This is a genomic window from Pseudomonas vranovensis, assembly GCF_040438935.1.
In the GTDB taxonomy this organism is placed as follows: Bacteria; Pseudomonadota; Gammaproteobacteria; order Pseudomonadales; family Pseudomonadaceae; genus Aquipseudomonas; species Aquipseudomonas vranovensis.
The window spans coordinates 5,445,055-5,461,806 of sequence record NZ_CP159259.1; the positions used below are offsets into that span (position 1 = coordinate 5,445,055).

14 protein-coding genes are annotated in these 16,752 nt (G+C 61.4%); 5 read left to right on the forward strand and 9 right to left on the reverse strand.

Going from position 1 to position 16,752, the window contains the following annotated elements:
* Positions 1 to 83: 83 nt before the first annotated feature.
* From ABVN19_RS25120 to ABVN19_RS25155, 8 genes are all read right to left on the reverse strand, one after another.
* Positions 84 to 2,006, reverse strand: coding sequence for a PrkA family serine protein kinase (locus tag ABVN19_RS25120; RefSeq protein ID WP_028942155.1), 1,923 nt, complete (start codon positions 2,004 to 2,006; stop codon positions 84 to 86).
* A 282-nt stretch (positions 2,007 to 2,288) separates the two neighbouring features.
* Positions 2,289 to 2,618: a thiosulfate sulfurtransferase GlpE gene (glpE, locus tag ABVN19_RS25125; RefSeq protein WP_105641463.1), complete on the reverse strand. Its 330-nt coding sequence runs from the start codon at positions 2,616 to 2,618 to the stop codon at positions 2,289 to 2,291.
* A gap of 14 nt (positions 2,619 to 2,632) precedes the next feature.
* Positions 2,633 to 3,508: a symmetrical bis(5'-nucleosyl)-tetraphosphatase gene (locus ABVN19_RS25130; RefSeq protein WP_105641464.1), complete on the reverse strand. Its 876-nt coding sequence runs from the start codon at positions 3,506 to 3,508 to the stop codon at positions 2,633 to 2,635.
* Positions 3,508 to 3,888 (reverse strand): Co2+/Mg2+ efflux protein ApaG, encoded by a 381-nt coding sequence (gene apaG, locus ABVN19_RS25135; protein ID WP_028942152.1) that lies wholly within the window; start codon positions 3,886 to 3,888, stop codon positions 3,508 to 3,510. The genes ABVN19_RS25130 and apaG overlap by 1 nt, the downstream gene beginning before the upstream one ends.
* 103 nt (positions 3,889 to 3,991) lie before the next feature.
* Complete coding sequence (gene rsmA / locus ABVN19_RS25140) at positions 3,992 to 4,798, reverse strand: 16S rRNA (adenine(1518)-N(6)/adenine(1519)-N(6))-dimethyltransferase RsmA (RefSeq protein ID WP_028942151.1); 807 nt, start codon at positions 4,796 to 4,798, stop codon at positions 3,992 to 3,994.
* Positions 4,795 to 5,784 carry a 4-hydroxythreonine-4-phosphate dehydrogenase PdxA gene (pdxA, locus tag ABVN19_RS25145; protein WP_028942150.1) on the reverse strand — a complete coding sequence of 330 codons (990 nt, stop codon included), beginning with the start codon at positions 5,782 to 5,784 and terminating at the stop codon, positions 4,795 to 4,797. Before pdxA ends, rsmA begins: the two co-directional genes overlap by 4 nt.
* Positions 5,781 to 7,097 carry a peptidylprolyl isomerase gene (locus ABVN19_RS25150; protein WP_028942149.1) on the reverse strand — a complete coding sequence of 439 codons (1,317 nt, stop codon included), beginning with the start codon at positions 7,095 to 7,097 and terminating at the stop codon, positions 5,781 to 5,783. Before ABVN19_RS25150 ends, pdxA begins: the two co-directional genes overlap by 4 nt.
* Positions 7,078 to 9,900, reverse strand: coding sequence for an LPS-assembly protein LptD (locus tag ABVN19_RS25155; RefSeq protein WP_105641465.1), 2,823 nt, complete (start codon positions 9,898 to 9,900; stop codon positions 7,078 to 7,080). Before ABVN19_RS25155 ends, ABVN19_RS25150 begins: the two co-directional genes overlap by 20 nt.
* A gap of 130 nt (positions 9,901 to 10,030) precedes the next feature.
* Here ABVN19_RS25155 and ABVN19_RS25160 point away from each other — a divergent pair, with 130 nt between their 5' ends.
* From ABVN19_RS25160 to ABVN19_RS25170, 3 genes are read left to right on the forward strand one after another with little or no spacing between them, the layout of a single operon-like run.
* Positions 10,031 to 11,056 (forward strand): phosphotransferase, encoded by a 1,026-nt coding sequence (locus tag ABVN19_RS25160; RefSeq protein ID WP_105641466.1) that lies wholly within the window; start codon positions 10,031 to 10,033, stop codon positions 11,054 to 11,056.
* Complete coding sequence (murU, locus tag ABVN19_RS25165; RefSeq protein WP_028942146.1) at positions 11,053 to 11,724, forward strand: N-acetylmuramate alpha-1-phosphate uridylyltransferase MurU; 672 nt, start codon at positions 11,053 to 11,055, stop codon at positions 11,722 to 11,724. The genes ABVN19_RS25160 and murU overlap by 4 nt, the downstream gene beginning before the upstream one ends.
* Before the next feature lies 1 nt (position 11,725).
* Positions 11,726 to 12,490, forward strand: coding sequence for a DnaJ domain-containing protein (locus ABVN19_RS25170; protein WP_028942145.1), 765 nt, complete (start codon positions 11,726 to 11,728; stop codon positions 12,488 to 12,490).
* Here the strand turns inward: ABVN19_RS25170 and ABVN19_RS25175 are convergent.
* The gene (locus ABVN19_RS25175) at positions 12,487 to 13,491 is read right to left on the reverse strand and encodes an alpha/beta hydrolase family protein (RefSeq protein WP_028942144.1); all 1,005 of its coding nucleotides are present in this window, start codon (positions 13,489 to 13,491) and stop codon (positions 12,487 to 12,489) included. The genes ABVN19_RS25170 and ABVN19_RS25175 overlap by 4 nt on opposite strands.
* Before the next feature lie 94 nt (positions 13,492 to 13,585).
* Here ABVN19_RS25175 and ABVN19_RS25180 point away from each other — a divergent pair, with 94 nt between their 5' ends.
* Positions 13,586 to 15,976: a sensor histidine kinase gene (locus tag ABVN19_RS25180; protein ID WP_105641467.1), complete on the forward strand. Its 2,391-nt coding sequence runs from the start codon at positions 13,586 to 13,588 to the stop codon at positions 15,974 to 15,976.
* Positions 15,977 to 15,986: 10 nt separating this feature from the next.
* Positions 15,987 to 16,616 (forward strand): response regulator transcription factor, encoded by a 630-nt coding sequence (locus ABVN19_RS25185; protein WP_028942142.1) that lies wholly within the window; start codon positions 15,987 to 15,989, stop codon positions 16,614 to 16,616.
* The last annotated feature ends 136 nt before the right edge of the window (positions 16,617 to 16,752 follow it).

The following is a 16,752-nucleotide window of genomic DNA, read 5'->3' on the forward strand; positions in this document are numbered from 1 at the left end:
GACTCAAGCTTCAAGCCGCAAGCCCTGCCAGGCAGACAGCAAATGCCTGGGATAGAGCCTGCGGCTTGCCACTTACAGCTCGGTCACTGCGATTTTCTGACGCGCAGGTACCATTCCGAGAGCAGCCGAACTTGTTTGTCTGTGTAACCGCGTTCCACCATCCGGGTGACGAAGTCGTTGTGCTTCTGTTGATCTTCTTTGCTGGCCTTGGCGTTGAAGCTGATGACCGGCAGCAGGTCTTCGGTGTTGGAGAACATTTTCTTCTCGATCACCACGCGCAGCTTTTCGTAGCTCAGCCAGGTCGGGTTCTTGCCATTGTTGTTGGCTCGGGCGCGCAAGACGAAGTTGACGATCTCGTTGCGGAAGTCCTTCGGGTTGCTGATGCCTGCCGGCTTCTCGATTTTCTCCAGTTCCTCGTTGAGGGCGATACGGTTGAGGATCTCTCCGGTTTCCGGGTCGCGGTATTCCTGGTCCTGGATCCAGAAGTCGGCGTACAGCACGTAGCGGTCGAAGATGTTCTGGCCGTACTCGCTGTAGGACTCGAGGTATGCCGTCTGGATTTCCTTGCCGATGAACTCGATGTAGCGCGGTGCCAGGTACTCCTTCAGGTAGCGCAGGTACCGCTCGCGTACCTCGGCCGGGAACTGCTCCTGTTCGATCTGCTGCTCCAGTACATAAAGCAGATGCACCGGGTTGGCAGCAATTTCGTGTGGGTCGAAGTTGAACACCTTGGAAAGGATCTTGAAGGCAAAGCGGGTCGAAAGGCCGTTCATCCCCTCATCCACACCGGCCGCGTCGCGGTACTCCTGGATCGATTTGGCCTTTGGGTCGGTGTCCTTGAGGTTTTCACCATCGTAGACCCGCATTTTCGAGTAGATGTTCGAGTTTTCAGGTTCTTTCAACCGTGACAGCACGGTGAACTGGGCGAGCATCTTCAAGGTGTCAGGCGCGCAATGAGCCTTGGCCAGCGAGCTGTTGAACAGCAACTTGTCGTAGATCTTGATCTCGTCGCTGACCCGCAGGCAGTACGGCACCTTGACGATGTAGATACGGTCGATGAACGCCTCGTTGTTCTTGTTGTTGCGGAAGCTGTGCCATTCCGATTCGTTGGAGTGCGCCAGTAAGATGCCGGAGTAGGGGATGGCACCGAGACCCTCTGTACTGTTGTAGTTGCCTTCCTGGGTGGCGGTCAGGAGTGGGTGCAGGACCTTGATGGGCGCCTTGAACATCTCGACGAACTCCATCAGGCCCTGGTTGGCCCGGCACAGTGCGCCCGAGTAGCTGTAGGCATCGGCATCGTTCTGTGGGTATTCCTCGAGCTTGCGGATATCGACTTTACCGACCAGGGCCGAAATGTCCTGGTTGTTCTCGTCACCAGGTTCGGTCTTGGCCACGGCGATCTGGTTGAGGATCGATGGGTACAGCTTGACCACCTTGAACTGGCTGATATCGCCCCCGAATTCAGCCAGGCGCTTGGTCGCCCAGGGCGACATGATGGTATTGAGGTAACGACGCGGAATGCCGAAGTCCTCTTCAAGAATGGCGCCGTCCTCGGTGGCATTGAACAGTCCCAGTGGCGACTCGAACACCGGCGAGCCCTTGATGGCATAGAAGGGCACTTTCTCCATCAGCTGCTTGAGCTTTTCAGCCAGGGAAGACTTGCCGCCACCCACCGGCCCCAGGAGATAGAGGATCTGCTTCTTCTCCTCTAGCCCTTGGGCGGCATGGCGGAAGTAGGAGACGATCTGGTCGATGCATTCTTCCATGCCGTGGAAGTCTTCAAATGCCGGGTAGCGGCGGATCACCTTGTTGGAGAAGATCCGCGACAACCTGGAGTTGTTCGAGGTGTCGACCAGCTCCGGCTCGCCGATAGCCATCAACAGGCGTTCGGCCGCCGAGGCATAAGCGCTGCGATCACTCTTGCAGAGCTCAAGGTACTCTTGCAGCGAAAGTTCTTCCTGACGGGTGGACTCGAAACGTTGTTGGAAGTGGCTAAAAATACTCATGACGTCACCTCGCTCGATACGTGGAGCCGACGCCGGATCAGTCAGCTGATGCTGGCATGCAACCGGGACTACCGATTGCTGTATACCCCCCAGAACACCTGTAAATTCGCTACCGATGACCCGCACGCCGGTGTACCGGCTCTCCCCTTTTTGGATGGCCTGGGCTTAAGGATAGTTCGTTCTCGGGGAGGTCAAGGGCGGTTGGATGAATTGTTGATGGCGACCGTTCGTCAGGTCAGGTGCGAGCCCGCACAGGACGCGGGCTGCAGGAAATGAAAAAAATTATTCGGCAGTGCCCTGGGCGGTTTCCGCAGGGTAGGTGCCGCGCCACAGCGCGAAGCCACCGTCCAGGCTGTAGACGTCGGAAAAGCCCTGGCTGACCAGGTAGGCGGCGGCACTCTGGCTGGAGTTGCCGTGGTAGCAGACCACTACGGTCGGAGCGTCGAGATCTGCGCCACGAATGAAGTCGGCGACCGAATGATTGTCCAGGTGCTTGGAGCCTGCGATGTGCAAGGCGGCGTAGGTTTGCGGGTCGCGAATATCGACCACGACCGCACCTTGCTCCCGCAGGGCCTGGGCCTGCTCGGGAGGGATGCGTTTGAATTCGCTCATGGGAATGGTTTCCTTCAGGACTGGTTGTTCATTCTAGCCGGTTGTTCCAGCGCCGGCTGTGGGCGAGGCGTTCCTTCGTCGGTGCAGTCGCATCGGTGGAACACGCCACTGTCGACGTTGTACAGGGTCATGGCCCCGCCCCAGACGCATCCGGTATCCAGGGGGATGACCCCGGGCTCCTTGCAACGGCCTTCAAGTGCTGCCCAGTGACCGAAGATGATCTTCACGTGGCGTGAGCGGCGTCCCTTATGGGCAAACCAGGGTTTGTAGCCTGGCGGCGCGGTATCGGCGCCTTCCTTGCCCTTGAGGTCGAGCTTGCCTTCACTGGTGCAAAAGCGCATGCGTGTAAAGTAGTTGGTGATCACTCGCAGGCGGGTCACGCCACTGAGGTCCTTGCTCCACTTGTTCGGCTCGTTGCCGTACATGCCGTCAAGGTAGGGCTTGAGGCGATTGTCGTCGCGCAATACTTCTTCGACTTCGCCAGCCAGCTCGAGGGCTTTGCCCAATGTCCACTGGGGGGGGATGCCGGCATGTACCAACGCGACGCTGCGTTGCTCGTCGTAGTGCAAAAGCTTTTGTCGACGAAGCCAGTCGAGAAGTTCACCGGCGTCGGGCGCCTCAAGAATTTCCCGCAGGGTGTCGTGCTTTTTGAGGCGCTCGATGTTGTGCCATGCCGCCAGCAGGTGCAGGTCATGGTTGCCCAGCACGCAGGTCAGCGATTCGCGGATGGAATAGAGAAAACGCAAGGTTTCCAGTGATTCCGGGCCACGGTTGACCAGGTCGCCCACCAGCCACAGGCGGTCGGCTGCCGGGTTGAAATTGACTCGTTCGAGCAGGCACTTGAGAGGTTGCAGGCAACCTTGCAGGTCGCCGACTGCGTATACAGCCATCAGTGCAGGGCTCCTGGAACTGCCAGGCGGAACGGGGCAATGATGGCATCGAAGTGCTTACCGTCTTCGGCGAGCATCTGGTAGGTGCCCTGCATTGTGCCTACCGTGGTGCTGATGACCGCGCCGCTGCTGTAGGTGTGGCTCTTGCCAGGTTCGATCAACGGTTGCTGACCGATGACACCGGCACCACGGACCTCTTCGACCAGGCCGTCGCCGTTGGTGATCAGCCAGTGCCGGGACATCAGCTTGGCTGGCACCGTGCCGTTGTTCACTACGGTAATGGTATAGGCAAAGGCAAAGCGGTCGTTTTCGGAGTCGGATTGTTCTTTGAGAAAGCGGGTCACGACGCTGACGTCGATCTGGTAGCGAGGATCAGACATGCAAGGGGCCTTGGAAGCAGACGCGGATACGGCAATTGCACCAGTCTAGGCCATTGGCGGGGTTGCCGGCCAGTCATGCAACATGACTGGCCGTGTAGGACTTTCAGTGGCTACCCTGTTGTTCGGCCAGCTTGTCGGCCAGGCGCACAAATGCCGCCAGGTCCAGCTGTTCCGGGCGCAGGCTGCCATCGACGCCAGCGGCTTCGATAGCGTCGCTGCTGAGTAGCGCCTTGAGGGTGTTGCGCAAGGTCTTGCGGCGCTGGTTGAAGGCTTCGCGGACAATGCGCTCCAGCAGGCGATGATCCTTGGCAGGATGGGGGAGAGTCTCATGGGGCGTCAGCCGGACAATGGCCGAGTCAACCTTCGGCGGCGGGTTGAACGCGCCAGGGCCGACGTTGAAAAGGTGCTCTACTCGGCAGTGGTACTGGACCATGATCGACAGGCGCCCCCAGTCACCACCGCCAGGGCCCGCGGCGAGGCGCTCGACCACTTCCTTTTGCAGCATGAAATGCATGTCGCGAATCAGCTCGGCATTACTGAGCAGGTGGAAGATCAGTGGCGTGGAGATGTTGTACGGCAGATTGCCGACCACGCGCAGGCTGTTTGGCGCAGCGCCCAGGCTGGTGAAATCGAATTTCAGGGCATCGCCCTGGTGCAGGCGGAAGTTGCCACGACCGGCGAACTGCTGGTTCAGGATCGGGACCAGGTCCTTGTCCAGCTCTACAACGTCAAGCTGTGCACCGCTGCCCAGCAGGCCCTCGGTCAGGGCGCCCTGGCCCGGACCGATTTCCAGCATGCGGTCGGTAGACTTGGCGTGAATCGAGCGCAGGATGCGGTCGATGACGCCGGCGTCGTGCAGGAAGTTCTGGCCGAAGCGCTTGCGCGCCCGGTGTTGGTATTGCTCACTCATAGTCGGGTCTCGGCCATCTGATAGGCGGTTTCCAGCGCGACCTGCAGGCTCCCGGTGTCGATCCGGCCGCTGCCGGCCAGATCCAGGGCGGTGCCATGATCGACCGACGTGCGGATGATCGGCAGGCCCAGGGTCACGTTCACTGCAGCGCCAAAACCCTTGTACTTGAGTACGGGAAGGCCCTGGTCGTGGTACATCGCCAGCACTGCATCGCAGTGCTCCAGATATTTGGGGGTAAACAGGGTGTCGGCAGGCAACGGGCCGCGCAGGTCCATGCCTTCGCTTCGCAGGCGTGCCAGTGTGGGTTCGATGGTGTCGATTTCTTCATGGCCCAGGTGCCCCCCTTCACCCGCGTGCGGGTTGAGGCCGCAGACCAGGATGCGCGGATTGGCGATACCGAACTTCTGTTGCAGGTCGGCATGCAGGATCCGCGTCACGCGCTCCAGGCGCTCCGGGGTGATGGCATCGGCAACATCGCGCAGGGGCAGGTGAGTGGTCACCAGGGCAACACGCAGGCCTCGGGTCGCCAGCATCATGACGACTTGTGCGGTGCTGGTCAGGTCGGCCAGGAACTCGGTGTGGCCGGAAAAGGCGATACCGCTCTCGTTGATCACCCCTTTGTGAACGGGGGCGGTGATCATTCCGGCAAAGTGCCCATCCAGGCAGCCTTGGCCGGCGCGGGTCAGGGTTTCCAGCACGAACGCGGCGTTGGCCTTGTCGAGCTGGCCGGCGACTACCGGGTTTTGCAGCGGTGTATCCCACACATACAGGCTGCCGGCAGGGGCTGGCTTGGCTGGGAAGGTCTCGGGGCTCACCGGCAACAATGTGACGGCCACACCTAACTGCGTGGCCCGCTCGACGAGCAGGTCACGGCTGGTGATGGCAATCAGGGGGTGAGGCTGGGCTTGCGCGGCGAGCAGCAGGCACAGGTCGGGACCTATGCCGGCTGGTTCGCCGGGTGTGAGGGCGAAGCGTCTAGGTTTCACTGGGAGGCCTGATTGGCGCCAGGAAGCTTGATTTCAACGTAGGCTTCATCGCGGATCTGGCGCAGCCAGGTCTGCAGTTCCTCGTCGTATTTGCGATTACGCAGAACGTTCATTGCTTGTTGCTCACGCGCCTGCTCAGTGCTGTCGGTAGCGCGACGGCCGAGGACTTCCAGTACGTGCCAGCCGTATTGGGTCTGGAATGGCTTGGTCACTTCACCTTGGGGTGCATTGGCCATTTGCTCACGGAACTCAGGCACCAGCGCGTTCGGATCAACCCAGTTGAGGTCGCCGCCATTGAGGGCGGAGCCTGGATCTTCCGAGAAGCTTCTGGCCAACTCGCCGAAATCTTCACCGGATTTGATCCGGTCGTAGAGTTTCTCGGCCAGTTGCTTGGTCGCCGCTTCGCTGCGGATTTCGCTTGGCTTGATCAGGATGTGGCGCACGTGGACTTCGTCGCGGACCATGGTCTGGCCGCCGCGCTTTTCTTGCAGCTTGAGGATGATGAAGCCACCCGGGGTGCGGATTGGTTCGGTGACATCACCCACCGACATCGAGCTGAGCAGGCGATCGAAGGGCGGCGGCAATTGCGCGGCTTTACGCCAGCCCATTTCGCCACCTTCCAGGGCTGTTTCGCTGGCCGAACGGGCAATCGCCAGTTGGGCGAAATCGGCGCCTTGCTTGAGTTGCTGATACACCTCGCCCGCTTGTTTGGCGGCTGCCTGGATCGCGGCAGAATCGGCGCGTTCCGGGGTCGGGATGAGGATGTTGGCCAGGCGGAACTCTTCGGACAGCTGCATCTTGCCCAGATCTGATGCGAGGAAGTTCTTTACTTCCTGCTCCGATACCTGGATACGCTCGGCTACCCGGCGTTGACGCACGCGGCTGATGACCATCTCGCGACGGACCTGCTCGCGCGCATCATCAAACGACAGGCCGTCGCGGGCCAGGGCTGCGCGGAATTGCTCCAGGCTCATACCGTTGCGCTGGGCAATGGTACCGATGGCCTGGTTGAGCTCTTCGTCGGTGATGCGGATGCCGGAGCGCTCGCCGATCTGCAGTTGCAGGTTTTCGACGATCAGGCGTTCGAGCACTTGCTGGTCCAGTACGCCTGGGGGTGGCGCAGCGCCACCGCGCTTGGCGATGGTTTGCTCGACCTCGTGTACGCGCTGGTCCAACTGGCTTTTCATGACCACGTCGTTATCGACGATGGCCACGACACTATCCAGAGGCTGAACGGCGGCATGCGCCGCACCGCTCAGCAATACAGCGCCCAGCAATAGCGGGCGCAGACAATCAGTAAGCTTGGTCTTCACGTGTACGATAACCTTGAATGCCCTGGTCGAGGAAAGACTCGACCTTGTTGCCCACTACGCCGCCGAGGCCTTTCAGCACAATCTGCAGGAAGACGCCGTGGTCGCCTTTTTCGTTTTGCGGGGTTGCCTGGCTGAAGTCGTCGTAATCGATCCAGTAACGGTTGATCAGACGCAGCTTCCAGCAGCAGTTGTCGTACTCGAAGCCACCAAAGGCTTCCAGGGTACGGTTGCGGTTGTAGTCGTGCTGCCAGCGAGCGATCGCGGTCCACTGCGGAACGATCGGCCACATGACCGAGAAGTCATGTTGCTGGATCTTGTAGTAGTCCTTGATGTAGTTCGGATCGCCCGGGGTGCCGTAGTCACCGCCGCCGACTTGCCAGCGACCGGTGGTTTGGTCGTAGATGACCATATCGTTGCGGTAGCGGTAGCCGAGGTTGACGACCTTGTTCACGTCATCTTCAGGCTGGTAGTGGAACATCGCGCTGCCCGAGCGGGTGCTGCGGCTGTCTGGGTCCCAGTTGAAGTCGGAATTGAAGCGCCAGTCGCGGTTGAAGCGGTATTCGTATTCCAGCGCATACGGCGAGACGTCCGATTGGGCGTTGGCGCGGGTGCGATAGTCGATACCTGGCAGTTGGACTTTGCGATCTTTGAAATACAAGGCCTGGCCAATGCTGAAGCGCTGGCGCTGGAAGCCGTTTTCTTCGATCCAGCGGTTGGTCACGCCCAGCGAGAGCTTGTTCTCGTCTCCGATGCGGTCCGTGCCGGCGAAGCGGTTGTCACGGAACAGCGAGTTGTAGTCGAACAGTGTCTCGCCACTGTCGAAGATCGGGATGTCGACCTGATCTTCATATGGGACGTAGAGATAGAACAGACGCGGTTCGAGGGTCTGGCGATAGTTCTTGCCAAACCATTGGGTGTTGCGGTCGAAGTACAGGCCGCTGTCGATGCTGAAGATCGGCACGTTGCGGTTCTGGGTGCCACTGAACCGGCCGAGTACGTCCAGGCTTTCCGGAGAGGCGCTGGCCAGATCGCTCTCGCCTTTGCTGTCCAAATCCAGATCGTAATGGGTGGTCACGTACTTGATAGAAGGGGTTACATAGCCGTAGGAAGCGGACAGAGGCAGGCTGATCTTGGGTGCAAAATTCAGCCGCGTGCCGTTCGAGCGCGCCACACCGAAAATGTTTTCGTCGAGCCGGCGACCCGGTGCGCCAGCACTGGCGTCAGGGTTGCCGTCTTCGTCCAGGACAAAGTCATCTTTCAGGTCACGGTCAAAGCGCACAGCCTCGGACTCATAACTGAAATCCAGGCCACCCGGATGATACGGCAGCATGCCGTTCAGGGTGAGCTGAGGCAGTCGGTCGTAAGGGGTGATCTGCGAGATGGTTGCGAGTTCATAGGCGTGGGCGTTCAACCGCGCTGTGTAGTTGTCCCCACGGTAGGTCAACGCACCCTGCTGGTTGATGAAGTCCTGGCTCTCGACACCAATCTGATCCGTCTCCAGGTCCTGGAAATAGAATGGGTCGCTGATGTCGGTGTAGTCGACCTCGGTCATCAGGCGAGAATCCAGACCGCCCTTGTGCTGCCAGTTGACCATCCAGCGTTTTTCTTCGTAGTCGGACTGCAGCTTGCGCTCGTCTTCCTTGTCGTTCAGGTAGGCGCCACCGAACTGTCCTTCGCTGGACTTGGTCAGGTAGCGGAACTCACCTTCCATCAACAGGCCGCGTTTGGCCATGTAGCGTGGATACAAGGTGGCGTCGTAGTTCGGCGCCAGGTTGAAGTAGTACGGAGTTACCAGCGTGAAGCCGGTGTCACTGCTGGTGCTGAACGACGGCGGCAGGAAGCCGGACTGGCGACGGTCGTCGATCGGGAAGTAGATGTACGGTGTGTAGAACACCGGGAAATCCTTGACCCGCAGGGTGACGTTGGTCGCAGTACCGAAGCCGGTAGCCGGGTTCAGGGTGATGTTGTTGCCCTTGAGCTGCCAGGCGTTGCTGTTCGGCTCACAGGTGGTGTAAGTACCATCCTTGAGGCGGATGATGGCGTTTTCAGCCCGCTTGGCGTACAGCGCGTTACCGCGGATGCGCGATTTATGCATCACGTATTCGGCGTTATCGACCTTGGCTTCACCGGTGTCGAGCTGGATGTCGGCGTGATCGCCCACGACCAGCGAACCGTTGTCGCGGATCTTGACGTTGCCGCTGAGTTCACCACGGTTCTCGGCCTGGTACAGGTTGGCCTCGTCGGCCTCTACCTGCATGCTGCCCTGACGCATGACTACGTCGCCGGCGAGAGTGGCGATCTGCTGCTCTTGCTGGTAGCGCGAAACCTTGGCGCCGATGAAGGTCGGTGCTTCGTCCTTCGGTGTGGTGTCATCCATGCCGGGACGGGCCGGCTCGATGTAGGCACCGGCGCAGTAAGGCCCGGTTTCGGCGAGCTGGGCGGGGGTGAGCTGATCGCGAGGGACCCAGTCCAGGTGGCTGTAGTCGGTGCTGCGGGTTTTCAGGCCACGGCCTTTGCTCTCGGTGACGAGCATCGGGCCTTTGCCGGCGTCTTCGACGGCTTCACCGGAGGCGTCGGACGTTTCGCCAGTCGAGCTGACAGCCGCACCAGCATGTACCGGGCGAGGAGGCAGGGCGGCAGCGTTGGTCTTGGGCTTGCAGTCCCAGCCTCCGGCAGCGGACACTTGGCAGTCGAATTGCTCTGCGGCGACCACGAATGAAGTGGTCAGAGGTTGCAGCGCCAGCAGACCGCCGGTGACCAGCAACGGGAATTTTTTACGAAACGCGGGGGATTTCAATGCCATCTTATTAGTCCGGGCTTCCTGCGTGCCATCTGCCCGCGTGTGGGGCCGCACGCCTCTCGATGGTCTGAAAAAGATGCTGGATAATAAAGCATGACCCGCTTGACGGCTAGGGCCGTCGGAGACCCTTGTAATGCCCGATCACGATGTACGCCTGCAATACCTTGAAGCCTGGCTCGCCGAACAACTGGCAAATCTGTTCCAGCAACACGGCTGGGGGGCTGTACCGACAGGTACCCTGACTGCCGCGAGCAGTGACGCAAGCTTCCGCCGTTATTTCCGCTGGCAGGCCGAAGGCCGCAGCTTTGTGGTCATGGATGCACCGCCGCCGCAGGAAAACTGCCGGCCTTTCGTCGATATCGCCCATTTGCTGGCCAGTGCGCAGGTCAATGTACCGGTGATCCATGCCCAGGACCTGGAGCGTGGTTTCCTGTTGCTCAGCGACCTGGGCACGCAGACCTACCTGGATGTCATCGACGGCGAAAACGCCGATGGCCTGTTCGATGATGCCATCGAGGCGTTGCTGGCCTTCCAGCAACTGCCCGCGGACGCGCCGTTGCCCAGCTACGACGTGGCATTGCTGCGCCGGGAGCTGGAGCTTTTCCCTGAGTGGTATGTGGGCCGGGAACTGGGCCTGGGTTTCACGGACGCGCAGCTGGCCGCCTGGCAGCGCATCTGCACGCTGCTGATCGACAGTGCCTTGGCCCAGCCAAAAGTACTGGTGCACCGCGACTATATGCCACGCAATCTGATGCAGAGTGTGCCTAATCCAGGCGTGCTGGATTTCCAGGATGCGGTCTATGGGCCTGTCACCTATGACATCACCTGCCTGTTCAAGGATGCCTTCCTGAGCTGGCCGCAAGCTCGGGTGGACGGTTGGTTGAAGGATTATTGGCAGCGCGCGCAGGCCAAGGGTGTTCCGGTCCAGGCGGACTTCGAGGGCTTCTGGCGCGCCAGCGACCTGATGGGGGTGCAGCGCCATCTCAAGGTCATCGGCATCTTTGCCCGCATCTGCCACCGCGACGGCAAGCCTCGCTACCTGACCGATGTGCCGCGTTTCTTCGCCTATATAGATGAAGTGATCGCCCGTCGTCCGGAACTGGCCGAGCTGGATGAACTGATCGAGAGCCTGCAGGCCAGTGCTGGAGCGCGTCCATGAAGGCGATGATTCTGGCGGCCGGCAAAGGTGAGCGGATGCGTCCGCTCACCCTGCACACGCCCAAGCCCTTGTTGCCGGTAGCTGGTGTGCCATTGATCGAGTACCACCTGCGAGCCCTGGTGGCTGCAGGTTTCAAGGAAGTGGTCATCAACCACGCCTGGCTGGGTGCGCAGATCGAAGCTCACCTGGGAAGTGGCGCGGGCTGGGGGTTGAGCATCCGCTATTCCGCCGAAGGCGAGCCCCTGGAAACCGGTGGCGGGATCTTCAAGGCCTTGCCGTTGCTCGGCAGTGAACCCTTTGTCCTGGTCAATGGCGATGTCTGGAGCGATTACGACTTCACTCGCTTGCCACAAAAGCCCGAGGACCTTGCCCATCTGGTGCTGGTCGACAACCCAGGGCACCACGGCAAGGGTGATTTTTGCCTGCAGCAGGGCCGGGTAAGTGACGCCGAGGAAGGGCAGGCCACCCTGACATACAGTGGTATCGCGGTCATCGACCCACGTCTGTTCGACGGCTGTACCGCCGGTGCCTTCAAACTTGCGCCGCTATTGCGCCAAGCCATGGCGGCCGGCCTGGTTACGGGAGAGCATTACAGCGGGCACTGGGTGGACGTCGGTACGCAGGAGCGCCTGGCGCACGTCGAACAGCTGATCGCCGGGCGTCGCTGAGATGCTGTGGCCGAGCACGGTGATTGGCGCCGGGGCGGGCTTCGCCATCGCCAGTATTCCCGGCGCATTGCTGGGGGCATTGCTGGGTCAGGCGATGGACCGCCGGTTGCAGTTGCACAGTTGGGCGCACCTGCGTGAGCGCCTTGGTGGGCGTTCGGTGTTGCGCGATGACGAGGTGCTGTTCGTGCTGCTCGGGCGCCTGGCCAAGTGTGACGGGCGAGTGGCGGATGGTCATATCCAGCAGGCGCGTCTGGAAATGCAGCGCCTGGAAATGAACGATACCGCACGACGTCGGGCAATTGCCGCCTTCAACCGCGGCAAGAGCGGCAAGGAACGCCTGGGCGGTTACCTGCGCCGGCTGAGCCTGCAACCCCATGCTGCCGAGGGCATGCTGCGCGCGTGCTGGCGCATGGTCTGGGCCGATGGCCGGGCCGGGCGCCAGGAACGCGAATTGCTGCTTGACTGGGGGCAGCAGCTGGGATGGTCAGCAACCAGGGTCCAGGCCCTGGCGCTGGAATACGAGCCGCCAAGGCCAGCGCTGACCAGTACTGGCCTGGGCTACCAACAGGCGCTGCGGATGCTTGGCGTCGCCGCCGAAGCAGAGCCGGGCCAGATCAAACAGGCGTATCGGCGACTGCTCAGCCGTCATCATCCCGACAAGCTGGTCGGCAGTGGTGCCAGCCCGCTCCAGGTGCGCGAAGCTACCGAGCGCACGCGCGAGTTGCATCAGGCGTACGCCATCATCCGCAAGCGTCGCGGGTTCTAATCGGTCCTTTCCGGGCTCAGCCAGCCACGGATCCGGCGGAACAATTGCTCTTGTTCCGCCGCCCCGTTACCGGGCAAGGCAGCCAATCCCACCTGGCGGTAATTGCTGTCCTTGAGCCGTTTGCTGGCTTGCAGGCGAAGCTCGGCTGCCCGTCGGGCCTGGGGTTGGCTGGTGTAGAAAAAGTCGGCGGTGGGCACCTTCAATGCCGTCGCCAGGCTGTCCAGGCTGTGATCGACCTGCGCCGGCGTCTGCGCGGCGACCATGACCAACTTCTGGATCTGGGCAGGATGCCGTTCGCTGATGTACCGGGCGGCCCAGTAAGCGCCGCTGCCGTTGCCGAGCAAGACGATGCTGCGGGCATTGTGTTGCTGGGCGTAGGCAACAGCGGCCTCCAGGCGGTCGAAGATGCGCTCGGCGTCGGCCGTGTCATCGGCACCTGGTCCTTGCAGCGGCGATGGGGCGTCGCTGGTTTCGTTCTCGAGCGAGGTGGCTTTTTCGACGCTGGCATTGGCGTCGTCAGGGGTGTCCTTGGCGGGGGCCGTCTGACCTTGAGCGACGGTTTCACTGGCCGCCGGCGCGGTATCGATCCGCGCTTGCGGGCTGTCGGTCAGCAGGTCGGGCAGGCCCAGGCTGAGGGTATGCCAGCCGACATCAGGAAACTTGCGGCGCAGTGGGCCGACGGTCTTCGGCCAGTCGGCCGTTTCACCGGCACCGGCGAGAATGATCAAAGCGCCCTCAGGTTCGCTGCTATTGGCCGGCTTCCACAAGGCCAGGAAGGTGTCGTTGCCCGCTTGCAGCATCTGCTGTTCGGCCTTGGGAACGTGACGCTCCAGAGCCAGGGCGTCCTCCTGGCTGCGCTCGGCCAGGGGCTGGCGCTGCAAGGCGCGGGGTGGAGTGTCGGCAGAGTTTTCTGGCGTTTCACCAGTGGCCGCTTGTACGGTACAAGGAAGAATCAATGCAAGGCCTAGCGCAGGAAGCGCCGTGCGATAAAGTGCGAACATGGAGTGATCCAGGCCAGAGTATTCCCGGCAGCCTAATAGTATTTTTCCGGGACGGCCATGCTCGGTGGCCATCCATCCTATGAAGAGCGTGTAGATGAAGTCATTGCGCTGCCTGTTGGTTATCGGCTGTATCTGCTTGCCCTTGATGGCGCTGGCGGTACCTGCGGCGTTGCCGAACACCGTTACCCTGGAGCCGGCGCAGCAGCAATGGCTTGAGCAGCACCGCAGCCTGAGGGTGGGACTGGTGCTGCAGGCGCCCTTTGCACAATTCGACCGACGCCTGCAGCAGCTCTACGGTGTCAACGTCGAGCTGATGAACTGGTTGGGGCGCTCATTGGGACTGGACCTGACCTGGCGTAACTTCCCGGACCAGGCCTCGCTGGAGCGGGCGCTGGTCGCGGGTGAGGTCGACTTGGCCCCAGGTTTGACCCAGACGCCCGCGGGGCTGCGTCTGTGGTTGTTCAGTGACCCCTACATGCGCGTGCCGCAATTGATCGTCGGGCCCCGTACCGGTGCGGTGGCGGTAGACCTGGAGAAAATCACCAGCAACGAACGGGTGGCGGTGCGCATGCCCAGTGCGGTGGCCGACTATTTGCGCGCAACCTACTCGAACCTCAACTTGCAGGGCGTTCCCCAGGAGCGCCAGGCGCTGCAACTGGTGCTCAGCGAGCAGGCCCGCTATGCCGTGGTGGATGAAGCACAACTGAGCCGGTTGTCCCGCGAGAGTGAATTCAGCGACCTGGCAGTGGTTGGCGATATCGGCTTGCCCCAGTTGCTGCGTGTTGCTTCGCGGCGTGACTGGCCGCAGTTGGCGGACATTATCGAGCGGGGCCTGCAGGCCATCCCGGCCAAGGACCTGGAGCAACTCCATCAGCGTTGGCTGGAGCCCAAGTACCCACGCTTGAGCGAATCTCCGGGCTTCTGGCAAAACCTGGGACTGCTGCTCGCCGCCTTGTTGTTCAGCAGCATGGCCATCGTGGTCTGGCAGCGGCGGCAGTTGCATCAACTTGAGCACAGCTTGCTGGTGGCACGGGAAACCATCAACCAGCGCCAGGCACGGGAGGAAGCGCTGCGCCTGAGCCAGTTCTCCATCGACCAGAGCACGGTGGGCATTCTCTGGGTCAACTGGGACAGCCATGTGCGTTATGCCAACCGGGCTGCCGAGAGCATGCTGGGGTATGCCGAGGGGGCGGTGGTCGATCGGCCGCTGATCGACTTTGAGCCCAACTTGCACATGGATCGCTGGTTGGAACTGTGGAAGCGTGCCCGGGCCAGCAACGATGGCGCCCAGCATTTTGAAACCCAGTGCCTGCGCGCCGATGGCAGCCTGCTGCCGGTGGATGTGTCACTGAGTTTCCTGCGCTTTCGCGATGCCGAGTACCTGGTGGTATTTCTCACTGACGTCACTGAACGCCGCCGTGCCCTGGCAGCCCTGCGCGAGAGCGAGGCCCGGCTCAAGGGGATCGCCGGTAACGTACCCGGTCTGGTATTCCGGCTTGAGCGCAACCCGGCGGAAGGCGAGCTGGAGTTTCCCTATATCAGCGAGGGCAGCGAGGCGTTGGTCGGCTATTCGCCAGCGGCATTGCAGCGCCCGGACATGGGGCTGCGCAACCTGGTGCACCCCGATGACCGCGCGGACTACCACAAGGTCCAGGACCTGGCCCTGGCCACCGACCAGGACTGGTCCTGGCAGGGACGGATCCTGACCCGCGAAGGCGAACAACGCTGGGCCGATATCAAGGCCAGTACCCGTATGCTGGGCAATGGCCGCGTGGTCTGGGACGGAGTGGTCTGGGACATCACTCAGAGCAAGCGCGCAGAGCTTGCGCTGGAGCGTTCCCAGGAACAATTGCGCGAACTGTCGGCGCACCTGGAAAGCGTGCGGGAAGAGGAAAAGGCCCGCATTGCCCGGGAAGTGCATGATGAACTGGGACAGATGCTCACTGTGCTCAAACTGGAGACGTCCATGTGCGAGCTTGCCTACGCTGATCTGGATCCCGGCCTGAACGAGCGTCTGGCCAGCATGAAGCGCCTGATTGCCCAGTTGTTCCAACTGGTGCGCGATGTCGCTACGGCCTTGCGTCCGCCGATTCTGGATGCCGGCATCGCCTCGGCGATCGAGTGGCAGGCGCGGCGATTCGAGGCGCGCACACAGATTCCCTGCCTGGTACAAGTGCCGGAGAATCTACCGCCCTTGAGCGATGCCAAGGCCATTGGCCTGTTCCGCATCCTGCAGGAGGCACTGACTAACGTCATGCGCCACGCCCAGGCGCATACTGTGCAGATCAGCCTGAGCCTGGATGGCCGGACATTGCGCCTGACGGTTATTGATGATGGCATCGGCTTTGCGCTGGACGAGAACCGACCGACCTCATTCGGGCTGGTCGGGATGCGTGAGCGGGTGTTGATGCTCGGCGGGCAAATGACCCTGGAGAGCGAGCCGGGCGAGGGCACCAGTCTGAGCGTGGGTATTCCCCTGAAATAGGAGCGGCAACGTGATTCGAGTTCTGGTGGCCGAAGACCACACCATCGTCCGTGAAGGCATCAAGCAGTTGATTGGCCTGGCCAAGGACATGCAGGTAGCGGGGGAGGCGGGCAACGGCGAGCAACTGCTGGACACCCTGCGCCATACCGAATGCGAGGTGGTCCTGCTGGATATCTCCATGCCCGGCGTCAATGGCCTGGAGGCCATCCCACGGATTCGCGCGTTGAGCAATCCGCCGGCAATCCTGGTGTTGTCGATGCATGACGAGGCGCAGATGGCGGCGCGGGCCCTGAAGGTCGGCGCAGCGGGTTATGCGACCAAGGACAGCGATCCGGCCTTGTTGCTGACCGCCATTCGGCGGGTGGCTGGCGGTGGCCGATATATCGACCCCGAGCTTGCCGACCGGATGGTCTTTGAAGTCGGTCTGACCGATGCGCGGCCACTGCATTCGCTGCTTTCGGAGCGCGAGTTCTCGGTGTTCGAGCGCCTGGCCCAGGGCGCCAACGTCAACGACATTGCCCAGCAGTTGGCGCTGAGCAACAAGACCATCAGTACCCACAAGGCGCGACTGATGCAGAAGCTCAATGTGAACTCGTTGGCGGAGCTGGTGAAGTACGCCATGGAGCACAAGCTGCTCTGAGTGTTCTGATTGCGACATCAATCGCGGGGCAAGCCCGCTCCTAACCGTAGGAGCGGGCTTGCCCCGCGATTGGCATCCGCATATCCAAAAACGACAGTCCTGTAGGGCAATCCCTACCCCAACCCTTCCACGCGGC